This is a genomic window from Stappia sp. 28M-7, from assembly GCF_014252955.1.
In the GTDB taxonomy this organism is placed as follows: Bacteria; Pseudomonadota; Alphaproteobacteria; order Rhizobiales; family Stappiaceae; genus Stappia.
In genome coordinates, this window is sequence record NZ_JACMIA010000001.1 from 3,482,065 (window position 1) to 3,495,271 (window position 13,207).

Sequence of the window (13,207 nt, forward strand, 5' to 3'; positions counted from 1 at the left end):
AGAGGCCGGCTGTATGGCGGTGCGGTAAGACGGAAATCCGGCACCGAAGATCACGAAATGTTACAAAAACGCCGATAAAATATGGCTAAAACGTGCAGAAATCCTCGTCATTGACGAAAGCAAGGCCATCATCCCGGCAAACATGGCCGGGAGATGGCGGTGATTTGCAGATGTTGCGATGCAGCAATCGGCTCGGGACGCAGCGTCAGCCGAGCTGTGGAACTTTTTGCAAAAGTCGGTGCAGCGTCGCGATGGTCGACATGTCGGCGATGCCGTCGACCCGCTCGCGGCGGTGGTGGCGCTGGAAGGCGGCGACCGCCGCCCGCGTGCGCTCGTCGAAGACCCCGGTGATCGGCATCTCGAACCCGTAGAGCGCCAGCATCGACTGCAGCGCCTCGACGGGCTGGCCGCCGTCGCCCAGCTGGAAGAAGCGCCCGCCCGATACCGGCTCCGGCGCGACATGCAGGCCGACGCCTGCCGCCGCCAGCCTGTCCCAGGGAAACAGCTCGCCCGGATCCTCCTTGCGCTCCGGCGCCACGTCCGAATGCCCCAGCACGTCGTGGGGCGCGATCCCGTGCCGGGCGCAGATATCCCGGGCCAGTTCGATCACGGACTGCACCTGCGCGTCCGGGAAAGGCCGGTAGCCGTTCTCGTGGCCCGGATTGACGATCTCGATGCCGATGGAGCGCGAGTTGATGTCCCGCTCGCCCTTCCAGTAGGAGCGCCCCGCATGCCAGGCCCGCCGGCTTTCCGGCACCAGCTGCAGGATCGACCCGTCCTCATCGACCACGTAATGGGCCGAGACCTCGGCGCGCGGGTCGCACAGCCGCTGCAGGGCCTCTTCGCCGCTGGTCATGCCGGTATAGTGCAGCAGCAGCAGGCTGACCGGACCAGCCCGATCGTTGTGGTTCGGCGAAGGCCTCAGCCGCGCCGGCAGTCCGGTATCCGTCTTCACGCCCATTGCATGTCTTTCCGTGATGCTCTCAGCGGTCCTGCAAGGCGAGCCTGACCCCGAGCGCGCAGTAGATGCCCCCGACCACCTTGCCCTGCCACTTCAGGACGACGGGGTTGCGTCGGAGGAAATTTCCGAGCCGGCCCGCGGCCAGCGCGAACACAACGGTGCTGAACAGCCCGATCAGCACGAACAGGATCCCCAGCACGAGAAGCTGCAGCGCCGCCGACCCGTTCTCCGGTTTCACGAATTGCGGCAGGAACGCCAGGAAGAACAGGGCCGTCTTCGGGTTCAGCACTTCGGCCAGCACCGCCTGGCGGAACGCCGCCGCCGCGCCGATGGCCCGCGTCCCGGCGGACAGGTCGGTGGAAGGCCGCTCGAACAGGGCGCGGATGCCGAGATAGATCAGGTAAGCCGCGCCCAGATACTTGATGATCGAGAACAACACGGCGGACGTTGCGATGATCGCCGAAAGACCGACCACCGCCATCACGGTGTGCACCAGGTCGCCGGCGGCGATGCCGGCTCCGGTCGAGATGCCGACCCGTGTCCCCGACGTCGTCGCCCGCGCCACCGTCAACAGCGTCGCCGGCCCCGGAATGAAGACGAACCCCAGGACGATCGCCACATAGGCCGCAAGCGTCGTCGCATCGATCATCGCCCTGTCTCCCTCATGGTGTCGTCGCCGGTCACAGCCCCCGCTCCGCCGCGATCTTGGCATAGGCGACGTTCAGCGCCGCCAACCGGTCGTTGGCGATGCGCACGAACTCTTCCGGCACGCCGCGTGCGATCAGCCGGTCGGGATGGGTTTCCGCCACCAGCTTGCGGTAGTGTCGCTTGATCTCCTCGTCCGGCACGCTGCCGGCAATCCCCAGCACCCGGTACGGGTCCTCCTCGCTGCGCACATGGCGGGCGAGGATCTGGTTGAAGGCCCGCTCGTCCAGCCCGAAGATCTCGGCAATGCGCTCCAGGTAGGCCAGCTCGTATTCGTGGACGATGCCGTCCGCCTTGGCGATGTGGAACAGGGCATCGAGAATGTCCACCCGGATTTCCGGGTCGTCCGGAAACAGCGCCGCCAGCCGCTGCGCATAGGTCTCGAAGCCGGCCACGTCCTGCTTGGCCAGGTTGAACAGCCGGGCGACGTTCCGCTCCTCTCCGGCGGGAATGTCGAACACGTCGAGAAAGGCGATCTCCTCGTCGCCCGTCACCACGCCGTCGGCCTTGGCCATCTTGGCCGACAGCGCGATCATGGCGACGGTGAAGGCGACCGCCCGGTCGCCCCGCCCTTCGCCCGCCGAAACGATGAATTGCACGATGCGGTCGACGATCTGGGCACCGCCCGCGCCGATTGCCGCCGCCACCGCACTGATCGCAGACCAGATGTTCATGTCGCCGTTGCCGCCTCAGACAGACCGCGTGATGCCGCCATCGACGCGCAGGTTCTGCCCCGTGATATAGCCGGCTCCGTCCGACAGCAGGAAGGCGACCGTGTCCGCCACTTCCTCCACCGTGCCATAGCGGCCCATGGGGATGCGCGCGCGGCGGTCCTCCTTCTCCGGCAGGCTGTCGATGAAGCCCGGCAGCACGTTGTTCATGCGGATGCCCTCGCCCGCATAGCGGTCGCAATAGAGCTTGGTGAAGGCGGCAAGCCCTGCGCGGAACACGCCCGAGGTCGGGAAAGCCGCCTCCGGCTCGAACGCCGCATAGGTGGAGATGTTGACGATGGCGCCGCGCCCCTGCGCCTGGAACTGCGGCGTCACCAGCCGGCACATCCGCACCACGTTGAGCAGGTAATAGTCCATGCCCAGGTGCCAGTCCTCGTCGCTGATCGCCAGCACCTCGCCCTTCGGCCCGTGGCCGGCGCTGTTGACGACGGCATCGATCCGCCCGAAGCGCGCCATCGCGGCTTCCACGAACCCGGCAAGATCCTTCGGCTCCAGGTTCGACCCGGTATGGCCGAGCCCGCCCAGTTCCTCGGCCAGCGCCGCGCCCTTGCCGCTGGACGACAGGATGGCGACGCGCGCGCCCTCGCCCGCCAGCTTGCGCGCGATGGCGGCGCCCATGCCGCTGCCTGCGGCGGTCAGAAGTACGACCCGATCCTTCATGCTGTCCCCGAACTGCTTCGCCCGAACTGATTTGGCATGACGCTCCCGACGAACGCCGACTCTCGTTTGCGTTCTAGCACAGACGGCCGGCCTCGCCACGCATCCGCCGGTCGCGGCGGGCGAGCCCGCTCCGGAACGCCAGCCGGCGGCGGAGCGGGCCCGGCGCCTCAGATCTTCGGCATCGGGCCGGTCATCGACGCTGCATCGACGATCCGGTCGAACGTGGCTGCATCGATATGACCCAGCGCCAGCGCCGCCTCGCGCAGCGTCGTCCCCTCGTGATGCGCGTGATGGGCGATCGCCGCCGCCTTGTCGTAGCCGATCTCCGGCGTCAGCGCGGTGACCAGCATGAGCGAGCGGTTGACCGTCTCGGCGAGCCGCGCCTCGTCCGCCTCCATGCCCGCAACGGCGAAGCGTGCGAAATGCTCCATCCCGTCGGCGAGCATGCGGCAGCTTTCCACCACGTTGGAACCGAGCATCGGCTTGTAGACGTTCATCTCCAGCAACCCGCCGGCCCCGGCAAAGCCGCTGGCGACATCGAGGCCGATCACCTGCACGCTGAGCATGGCCAGCGCCTCGCACTGGGTCGGGTTGACCTTGCCCGGCATGATCGAGGAGCCCGGCTCGTTTTCCGGCAGCCGCAGCTCGGCAAAGCCGGCGCGCGGGCCGCAGGACAGCAGGCGGATGTCGTTGGCGATCTTGTGCAGCGACACCGCCAGCACCTTCAGCATGGACGAGGCCGCCACCATCGCGTCATGCGCGCCCATCACCGTGAACTTGTTCGCCGCCGCCTCGAAGGGCAGGCCGCAGCGGCGCGCCAGTTCTGCCGCGACCTTGCCGTCGAAGCCCTCCGGCGCGTTCAGCCCGGTGCCGACGGCCGTGCCGCCGATGGCCAGCTTCATCAGCCCCTTGAGCGCGAAGGCCAGCCGCTCGTCATTGTCGTCCAGCATGCCGACATAGCCGGCGAACTCCTGGCCGAGCGTCATCGGCACCGCGTCCTGCATGTGCGTGCGGCCGATCTTCACCAGCCCCTGCCAGGCATGCGCCTTTTCGGCCAGCGCATCGCGCAGCACCTTCAGCGCCGGCCGCACCCGGTTGGCGATCATCAGCGCCGCCGCCACGTTCAGCGCGGTCGGCACCACGTCGTTGGAGGACTGCGAGCGGTTGACGTGATCGTTGGGATGGACAGGATCCTTGGAGCCGATCCGCCCGCCGCTAAGCTCGATGGCCCGGTTGGCGATCACCTCGTTGACGTTCATGTTCGCCTGCGTGCCCGAGCCGGTCATCCACACATGCAAGGGGAACTCGCCGTCGTGCCGGCCGCCGACCACTTCCTCGGCCGCCTCGACGATCAGGTCGGCACGCTTTTGGTCCAGCACGCCGATCTGCGCATTGGCCATCGCCGCCGCCCGCTTGATCTCGGCCAGCGCGTGAATGATCTCCAGCGGGAACGGGTCGCGTCCGATGGCGAAGTGATGGCGCGCGCGCTCGGTCTGGGCGCCCCAGTAGCGGTCCGCCGGCACCTCCACCGCCCCCATCGAGTCGGTTTCGGTACGCCTGTTGTCTGCGGTCATGGTCTGCTCCGTCTTACCTTGCGTCACACTCCACCGGCGGGCGGATTCCGGGCGCATGATTCAATGTCTGGAAACCTTGCGATGTCATGATCCGTCCCTGGACACTTTCACCGATGAGAACGGCGGCATCGCGCCGTGAGGGACGGGTCAGGTTGCGCAACCTAAAGACGTTGCTGGGCATCTTTGTGGGCTTTTTGATCGTTGCAGGTTTCGCCGGCACGATCCAGGCGGCAAATGTATTCTTTTCCAAGGCGATTTACACCCGCGATGCCCAGGAAACCGCACGCCGGCTCGACCGCGACCTGAACCATCATCTCCTGAAGAACGACCGGGTTTCCGACGAGGAAATCGCCACCTTCGCCGACGAAAGCCTGCGCCGCTCCATCGACGGTGTGGACGGCAACGCTTCGGCGGGCAGCGGCAGGACGCGCACCGCTGACGCGCCGCGGCCGCAGCGTCCGGCTGCCAATCCCGCCAAGGTCGACCGCACCGCCTCCCTGGACGAATTCATGGAGGAGCTCGACCAGAGCGACCTGGCCCGCACCGTCGCCGTCCTGCGCTTCGCGCCGGGAACGGTGCTGCTGTCAGAGGCCTCCGTGCTGCCGCGCACCGATCCGCAGATGCTCGAGCGCCTCACCCCGCGCCTCGATACGCTCCTGCGCCATCTTGCCGCCGGCGAGCCGCGCGCGGTGGACGTTCCCTCCACGCTGCTCGGCACGAAACCCGAACCCACCCTGCTCGCCGTGCCGATTCGCAACGGCGACACCATCGAGGGCGCCATCGTCCTGCTCTACGACCAGGCGACGACCGGCCTGTTCCTGAGCGAGGTGGTGCAGATCGCCATCGCCATTCTGATGGCGATGATCTTCGTCGCGACCGGCCTTGCCGCCCTGTTCGTGTGGATGCGCTTCCGCGACCGGCTGAAGGCCAGCAAAACGATCCAGTTTCTTGCCCATCACGACGCACTGACCGGCCTGCCCAACCGCACGGTGTTTTCCACCAAGCTGAACGAGGCGCTGCGGCTGGCCAGCGCCAAGGCCGGCAACATCTCGGTCATGCTGATCGACGTGGACAAGTTCAAGGCCATCAACGACACCCACGGCCACGCGGCAGGCGATCTCTTCCTGCAGGTGATCGCCGACCGGCTGAGCAATGTCTTTGCCAGCCATCTTGTCGCCCGCCTGTCCGGCGACGAGTTCGCCGTGCTGATCGCCCGCGATCTCGACCGCCGGGCCGTGACCCAGCTTGCATCCTCGATGATCGCCGCCACGCGCATTCCCACCCGCATCGACGGCAAGGACATCCCGATCTCGCTCTCCATCGGCGTTGCCCAGGCCTCGGAGGCCGCCTGGCGCGCGTCCCGCCTGCTGCATTGCGCCGACCTTGCCCTCTACCGGGCCAAGCACTCGGGCCGGTCCACCTATATCTGGTACACCCCGGACATGGATGCGGAGGCCCAGAAGCGCAAACTGCTGGAGAGCGACCTGCGCAAGGCCCTGGCCCAGGACGAGTTCCGCCTGCTCTACCAGCCGCAATTCTCCCTGCGCGATCTGAAGCTGACGGGCTACGAGGCCCTGCTGCGCTGGGAGCACCCCGAGCGCGGCACCATCTCGCCGACGGTCTTCATCCCCATCGCCGAGGATGCCGGCCTCATCGAGGAGATCGGCGCCTGGGTGCTGCTGCATGCCTGCACCGAGGCCGCGCGCTGGCGCGACACCTCGCTCACCGTCGCGGTCAACATCTCGCCTGCCCAGTTCCGTCCCGGCCGCACCGAGGAGCGCGTCTCCCATGCGCTCAACACCAGCGGCCTTGCTCCCGAGCGGCTGGAGGTGGAGATCACCGAGAGCCTGCTGATTTCCGAGACCAACGCCGTCGTGAAGACGCTGACGCAGATCCGCCAGATGGGCGTGTCCGTGGCGATGGACGATTTCGGCACCGGCTATTCGAGCCTCAGCTATCTCTCGCGCTTCCCCTTCGACACGATCAAGATCGACCGGTCCTTCGTTGCCACCGTCGGCAAGAATCCGACGACCGACGCCATCATCGCCTCCATCGTCGGGCTGGGGCGCTCGCTCGAGGTCACCATCACGGCGGAAGGCGTGGAGGACGAGACCCAGGTGGCCCTGCTGCGCGCCGCCGGCTGCGACAAGGTGCAGGGCTTCCTGTTCGGCAAGCCGATGGACCTCACCGACCAGTCCGCCAGCGACACCATCGCCCTCGCCCAGCAGACGCGGTGCGAGCAGCTGCTGCTGGCCGCCCGCGAGACGGACCTGCCGCAGCTTCCGTTCGAGACGGCTGCGGAAGCCGGTGCGGACGCGGACGCCCCTCGCCTCACGGATGCGGATATCGACGCCTTTGCCATGGACGCCGACGCGGATGCGGATGCGGGGGCAGGTTCTGGTGCGGTTGCCGATGACGATGCGGACACGGCCGACGCCGACGCCGAAACGTCAGACGAACGCGAAACGGCGAAGGACGAGGCCGGGGTCGCCGAGGGGCGGACCCGCGCCGTCGGCGCGGCCTGACCGCGAGCGCCTGAAGCGCTGGCCTACATCGCCGCTGCGGCCCGCGCGGCCTGGTCGTAATGGCCGGAGACCGAGCGCAGCGTCGCGGCCAGCCGTGACAGCTCCATCTCGTCCATGCCCAGCCCCTTGACCGGGCCGACCAGCAGCGCCTCGCGCAGCCGGCGATACTCCATGCAGATCGCCTCGCCGGCGCGGGTGATCGCCACCGTCTTTTCCTTGCCGCGCTTGCCCGTCTCCACCAGTCCGGCGGCGGCCAGCTTCTTCAGCGCATAGGTGACCGTGTGGGTGTCCTCGATGTTGAGCACCAGGCAGATATCGGCGAGCGACTTCGGCCGCCCGCGGTGATTGACCGAATGCAGCACCAACGTGTCGAGCGGGCTCATGCCCGGCGCCCCGGCCGCCGCCATGCAGCGGACCATCCAGCGGTGATAGGCGTTGACCATCATGGTCACCGCAAACTCGACCTCCGAAAGCGCCGGCATGGCGCCCGAGGCGAGATGGGCGGCAGACACGACCGGTCCGATACCCCCTTGCACAATGTCTCCGGACTGGGTGCTGTCTGTCATGAAATTCCTGCCTGAATTGTTCGGGCCAAGGCTACGGCAGGGAGCTGCGAAAGAGCAACCATCCTTCCGGCTAACGCTAGGGCAGCGGATGGCGCCGCGGCACCAGACCGGAGTGGAACCAGGTCACGAAGCTCTCGATGGAATAGACCGGCACGCCCGTCGCCGCCCGGATGTCGGCGGCATAGGGCACCATGTTGGTGCATTCCAGCACGATGGCGCCGACCTCCGGATTGCGCGCCAGCAGCGCCTGCGCCGCCTCCACGTTGTCGGCCCGGGCCGCCTCCACGTCGAGCGCCTCCTCGTTGTCGAGGATCGCGCGGGTGAACTCGCGCCCGCCCTCGGTTCCCATCACCGGCGTGTCGGCGGGGCAGCCGGCCGCCGCCAGATGCGCACCCGTCAGCGATCCGGCGGAGATCGTCAGGATGCCGGCGCGCTTGCCCGGCGGCAGCAAACGGTCGACCAGCGGCACCTGCATCAGGGAGGAGGCGGCAACCGGAACCTGGAGCGCGGCCTGCAGGTCGCGCTGGAACAGGGACAGAAATCCGCAATTGGTGGTGATGCCGTCGACCCCGTCGGCAACCAGCTCGCGCCCCGCGGCGATGAACGCATCGAGCAGCCCGCTCGCGCCCTGCCGCACCGCCCTGTCGGGCGTGGCATCGCGCACGATGCGGTAATGCACCGGGAACGGCCAGGTCAGCGCATTGCCCATGTCGCCGGGGATGCGGGGGAAGCGCGCCTCCAGCATCAGGATTCCCACCGCCGCGCCATAGAGCGCCTTGCCGCCATGCACCGTCATTTCGCATCCTCCCGCCGAGACAATGCTGCTCCGACTGTCGCAAACCCTGCGTCAACCGAGCCCGAACCGCCTCAATCCGAGGATTGGTGCACCTGAACGTCTGCAACACAAGGATCTTGCGCAGAATATTAAGAACATTTTGTCGATAAATTGTTGACAACAGAACCTGACCTCACGACACTTGGCATAATTGGCCGGGGAGAGGCACTGTGCAGCAGCACGACAGTGGGCGTTTGCGGATTGTGGTGATCGGCGCGGGGATCGTCGGCGTCAGCGCCGCGCTCCGCCTCCAGGAAGACGGTCATCAGGTCACCCTTCTCGACCGTGCGGGCCCCGGCGAGGGCACCTCCCATGGCAATGGCGGCGTGCTCGCCTCCTGCGCCGTGGTTCCCGTCACCGTTCCAGGCCTGCCGGCCAAGGCGCCGCGCATGCTGATGGACCCGGACAGCCCGCTGTTCCTGCGCTGGTCCTACCTGCCGCGCCTGCTGCCCTGGCTTGCGAAATACCTTTCCCATTGCAACACGAGCGAAACCGAGCGCATCGCCCGCGCGCTGCTGCCGATCGTCGGCAACAGCCTCGACGAGCACCGCGCCCTGGCGGGCCGCACGGCGGCGAACCGCTGGATCGCCCCGTCCGACTATCTCTATGTCTACCGCGACCGCGCCGCCTTCGAGGGCGATGCCTTCGGCTGGCGGCTGCGGCGCGAGGCGGGCTTTTCCTGGCAGGAGATGGAGGGCGCCTCGCTCGGGGGCTACGACCCGCTGCTGGGCGATGCCAACCACTTCGCCGTCCGCCTTCCCGATCACGGCATCATCCGCGACCCCGGCCTTTACGTGAAGGATCTCGCCGCCGAGTTCGAGGCGCGCGGCGGCACGCTCCTGCGCGGCGCGCTGCAGGGCTTCGTGACCGAGAACGGCCGCCTCGCCTCCCTTGCCACCGATGGCGGACCGCTCGCCTGCGACCGCGCCGTGCTGGCGACCGGCGTGTGGTCCGGGCCGCTTGCCGACCAGCTCGGCATCTCCGTGCCGCTGGAGAGCGAGCGCGGCTACCATCTGGAGCTGGAGGCGCCGAGCGCGATGCCGCGCGCGCCCTTCATGTTCGCCTCCGCGAAATTCGTCGCCACCCCGCTGGAGGGGCGCATCCGCCTTGCCGGCGTCGTCGAGTTCGGCGGCCTTGCCGCGGGACCGGCCAAGGCGCCGTTCGAGCTTCTGGAGCGCCAGCTGCGCCGGGCCATGCCCGCGCTGCGCTGGGGCTCGACCCGTCAATGGATGGGACACCGGCCGGCGCCGGCCGATTCCATCCCCGTGATCGGGCCGTCGCCGGCATGCGGCGATGTCCTGATGGCTTTCGGCCACCATCATATCGGCCTGACCGGCGGTCCCAGGACCGGTCGCCTCGTTGCCGACATGATCGCGGGCCGCAAGCCGAATATCGACCCCACCCCCTATTCGCCCGCGCGTTTCGCTGTCTAGAGTGTGACCCATGGGCACTGGGCCAAGGGAATACCGACCAGAGACCTGGACTGCCGCGAGATCCGGAACAATCGGATCCCGGCCGATGGAGGACCAAACATGACTGACCTGCTGAAGAGCACCACCGGCATCGTAACCGCCGCGCTTCTGGCTGCCTCTGCCGCTTCCCCGGCATTCGCCGCCGAGAAGTGGGACATGCCGCTCGCCTATCCGGCGACCAACTTCCATTCCGAGAACGCGGCCGCCTTTGCCGCCTGCGTCACCGAGGGCACCGGCGGCGAGATCGAGATCGTCACCCATCCGGGCGGCTCGCTGTTCGGCGGCGCTGACATCAAGCGCGCCGTGCAGACCGGCCAGGTGCCGATCGGCGAGCGCCTGCTTTCCGCGCATGCCAACGAGGACCCGATCTTCGGCGTCGACAGCATTCCCTTCCTCGCCACCTCCTTCGACGATTCCGTGAAGCTGTGGTCGGCCGCCGAAGGCGCGGTGGAAGAGGCGCTGGACGGCCAGAACCTCGTTCTTCTCTACAGCGTGCCGTGGCCGCCGCAGGGCCTGTACTTCAACAAGGAAGTCAATTCCGGCGCCGACATGAAGGGCATCAAGTTCCGCGCCTACAATGCCGCGACCGCCAAGCTCGCCGAGCTGACCGGCATGCTCCCGGTGCAGATCGAGGCCGCCGAGGTTTCCCAGGCCTTCGCCACCGGCGTTGCCGAATCGATGATCTCCTCCGGCGCCACCGGCTACGACAGCAAGCTGTGGGAGAACGTCTCGCACTTCTACGCGGTCGACGCGTGGCTGCCGCGCAACTCGGTGATGGTCAACAAGGACACCTGGGCGGGCCTGTCCGACGAGACCAAGAAGGTCTTCACTGACTGCGCCGCCAAGGCTGAGGCCGACGGCCTGCAGAAGGCCAAGGACTACACCAAGCTGACGCTGGACGGCCTTGCCTCCAACGGCATGAAGGTGCTCCAGCCCAGCGACCAGCTCAAGGCCGACCTTGGCGTTGTCGGCGAGGCGATGACCGAAGAGTGGCTGAAGGCTGCCGGCGACAAGGGCAAGGCCATCGTCGACGCCTTCAAGGCCAACTAAGCGGCGCGTTCCGCCGCCTCCGTCACCGACGGTCCGGGCGCGCTGCCGCTGGCAGGCGCGCCCGCCAGGACTGCCGCGACCTTGCGGTCGCGGCAGCACGCCGTCCCTGACAGCCGGGCTCCTGCCCGCGCAGGCCTGCCCGCCGGACCGCGCGCTTAGCGGCCCGGCCGGGGCAGTTGCGCCGTGGCCGGTCCGCAACAGACACGGAACACGACCATGATCGCACTCGGGCGCGGGCTCCGCCGCCTTCTCGACGGTTTGTATCTGGCCGGCGGCATGATCGCCGCGCTGGCGCTGGTCTCCATCCTCGCCATCATCGTGGCGCAGATGATCGCCAGATGGACCGGCCTGATCTTCCCCGGCGCTGCCAGCTATGCCGGCTACGCCATGGCCTCGGCCTCCTTCTTCGCCTTCGCCCACGCGCTCAACCGCGGCGCCCATATCCGGGTCAGCCTGCTGCTCAGCGCCCTCGGCCGCCATCGCCGCTGGCTCGAGGTCTGGTGCTTCGGCATCGGCTCCGCCCTCACCTGGTACCTGTCGTATTACGCGATCAAGGCCGTGTACTGGTCGCGCAAGCTCAACGACATCAGCCAGGGCCAGGACGCCACGCCCCTGTGGATCCCGCAGATGGCCATGGCCGCCGGCGCCGTCCTTCTCGCCATCGCCATGACGGATCACCTGGTCCGCGTTCTCGTTCTCGGCTCGTCGGGCATCGTCGCCGACACGGTCGAACAGAGCCACGGGGAGTAAGCCGCCATGGAAACCTTCGCTCCCATCATCCTCTTCCTCTTCGTGCTGTTCCTGCTGCTGGGCACCGGCGTGTGGGTGGGCCTTGCCCTGCTCGGCGTCGCCTTCGTTGGCATGGAGCTGTTCACCTCGCGCCCGGCGGGCGACGCGATGATCACGGTGATCTGGGCCGCCTCCTCGTCCTGGACGCTGACCGCGCTGCCGCTGTTCATCTGGATGGGCGAAATCCTCTATAGGACACGCCTGTCGGAGGACATGTTCCGCGGCCTTGCCCCGTGGATGGCCCGCCTGCCCGGCGGCCTGCTGCACACCAATGTCGTCGGCTGCACGGTCTTCGCCGCCGTTTCCGGCTCCTCCGCCGCCACCCTGACGACGGTCGGCAAGATGTCGGTGCCGGAGCTGCGCAAGCGCAACTATCCGGAAAACATGGTGATCGGCACGCTGGCCGGCGCCGCCACCCTCGGCCTGATGATCCCGCCCTCGCTGACGCTGATCGTCTACGGCGTCACCATCAACGAATCCATCACCAAGCTGTTCATGGCCGGCATCCTGCCGGGGCTGGTGCTGGCGGCGCTGTTCATGGGCTATATCGCGATCTACGCGAAGGTCTCGAAGACCTACAAGCCGCAGCCCGAGCCGCAGATGAGCTTCCGCGAAAAGCTCGCCAACTCCCGCTTCCTGCTGCCGGTGATCGCGCTGATCATCGTGGTGATCGGGTCGATGTATACCGGCCTTGCCACCGCCACCGAAGCCGCCGCCCTCGGCGTCATCGGCTCGCTGGCGCTGGCCGCCGGCCAGGGCTCGCTCACCTGGAAGACCTTCGGCGAGAGCCTGATGGGCGCCACCCGCACCTCCGCGATGGTCGCCCTCATCCTCGCCGGCGCCGCCTTCCTGTCGCTGTCCATGGGCTTCACCGGCCTGCCGCGCGCGCTCGCGGCCTGGATCGCCGACATGCAGCTCTCGCGCTTCGAGCTGCTGATGGCGCTGCTGGTCTTCTACATCATCATCGGCTGCTTCCTGGACGGCATCTCCTCGGTGGTGCTGACCATGGCGGTGGTCGAGCCGATGGTGCGGGCCGCCGGCATCGACGCGATCTGGTTCGGCATCTTCGTCGTCGTGGTGGTGGAGATGGCGCAGATCACGCCGCCCATCGGCTTCAACCTGTTCGTGCTGCAAGGCATGACGCGGCACGAGATGACCTATATCGCCCGCGCCGCCCTGCCGATGTTCGCGCTGATGGTGGTCATGGTGTTCATCCTGATCGCCTTCCCGGAGCTGGCGACCTGGCTGCCCGAGAACATGCGCACCCGGCCGTAAGGCCCGGATCGTCCCGCGATCTTCCCCGCCCGCACGATTTTGCGGGCGGGGTCTTGCAAAAACA

At 67.7% G+C, this 13,207-nt stretch carries 12 protein-coding genes; 5 read left to right on the plus strand and 7 right to left on the minus strand.

The window, feature by feature from the left end; translation table 11 throughout:
* Window positions 1-205: 205 nt before the first annotated feature.
* From H7H34_RS15600 to H7H34_RS15620, 5 genes are all read right to left on the minus strand, one after another.
* Complete coding sequence (locus H7H34_RS15600; protein WP_185925715.1) at window positions 206-961, minus strand: N-acetylmuramoyl-L-alanine amidase; 756 nt, start codon at window positions 959-961, stop codon at window positions 206-208.
* 22 nt (window positions 962-983) lie between these two features.
* Window positions 984-1,610 carry a LysE family translocator gene (locus tag H7H34_RS15605; RefSeq protein WP_185925716.1) on the minus strand — a complete coding sequence of 209 codons (627 nt, stop codon included), beginning with the start codon at window positions 1,608-1,610 and terminating at the stop codon, window positions 984-986.
* 31 nt (window positions 1,611-1,641) lie between these two features.
* Window positions 1,642-2,340, minus strand: a complete 699-nt coding sequence (locus H7H34_RS15610; RefSeq protein WP_120267132.1) for a J domain-containing protein — start codon at window positions 2,338-2,340, stop codon at window positions 1,642-1,644.
* 15 nt (window positions 2,341-2,355) lie between these two features.
* On the minus strand, window positions 2,356-3,057 hold the full coding sequence (locus tag H7H34_RS15615) for an SDR family oxidoreductase (RefSeq protein ID WP_185925717.1): 702 nt from the start codon (window positions 3,055-3,057) through the stop codon (window positions 2,356-2,358).
* Between the two features lie 167 nt (window positions 3,058-3,224).
* Window positions 3,225-4,631 (minus strand): class II fumarate hydratase, encoded by a 1,407-nt coding sequence (locus H7H34_RS15620; protein ID WP_185925718.1) that lies wholly within the window; start codon window positions 4,629-4,631, stop codon window positions 3,225-3,227.
* A gap of 152 nt (window positions 4,632-4,783) precedes the next feature.
* Here H7H34_RS15620 and H7H34_RS15625 point away from each other — a divergent pair, with 152 nt between their 5' ends.
* The gene (locus tag H7H34_RS15625) at window positions 4,784-7,156 is read left to right on the plus strand and encodes a putative bifunctional diguanylate cyclase/phosphodiesterase (RefSeq protein WP_209006238.1); all 2,373 of its coding nucleotides are present in this window, start codon (window positions 4,784-4,786) and stop codon (window positions 7,154-7,156) included.
* Between the two features lie 23 nt (window positions 7,157-7,179).
* On the opposite strand, the gene H7H34_RS15630 is transcribed toward H7H34_RS15625, so the two are convergent.
* Window positions 7,180-7,722, minus strand: a complete 543-nt coding sequence (locus H7H34_RS15630) for a winged helix DNA-binding protein (RefSeq protein WP_208996594.1) — start codon at window positions 7,720-7,722, stop codon at window positions 7,180-7,182.
* A 76-nt stretch (window positions 7,723-7,798) separates the two neighbouring features.
* The gene (locus H7H34_RS15635; RefSeq protein ID WP_120267129.1) at window positions 7,799-8,518 is read right to left on the minus strand and encodes an aspartate/glutamate racemase family protein; all 720 of its coding nucleotides are present in this window, start codon (window positions 8,516-8,518) and stop codon (window positions 7,799-7,801) included.
* Between the two features lie 209 nt (window positions 8,519-8,727).
* On the opposite strand from H7H34_RS15635, the gene H7H34_RS15640 reads away from it, so the two are divergent.
* From H7H34_RS15640 to H7H34_RS15655, 4 genes are all read left to right on the plus strand, one after another.
* Window positions 8,728-9,990 (plus strand): NAD(P)/FAD-dependent oxidoreductase, encoded by a 1,263-nt coding sequence (locus tag H7H34_RS15640; protein ID WP_371811402.1) that lies wholly within the window; start codon window positions 8,728-8,730, stop codon window positions 9,988-9,990.
* 99 nt (window positions 9,991-10,089) lie between these two features.
* Window positions 10,090-11,079 (plus strand): TRAP transporter substrate-binding protein, encoded by a 990-nt coding sequence (locus tag H7H34_RS15645; protein ID WP_185925719.1) that lies wholly within the window; start codon window positions 10,090-10,092, stop codon window positions 11,077-11,079.
* 216 nt (window positions 11,080-11,295) lie between these two features.
* Window positions 11,296-11,829 (plus strand): TRAP transporter small permease, encoded by a 534-nt coding sequence (locus H7H34_RS15650; RefSeq protein ID WP_185925720.1) that lies wholly within the window; start codon window positions 11,296-11,298, stop codon window positions 11,827-11,829.
* A 6-nt stretch (window positions 11,830-11,835) separates the two neighbouring features.
* A complete protein-coding gene (locus H7H34_RS15655) occupies window positions 11,836-13,143 on the plus strand; it encodes a TRAP transporter large permease (protein WP_120267127.1) in 1,308 nt (435 codons plus the stop codon).
* The last annotated feature ends 64 nt before the right edge of the window (window positions 13,144-13,207 follow it).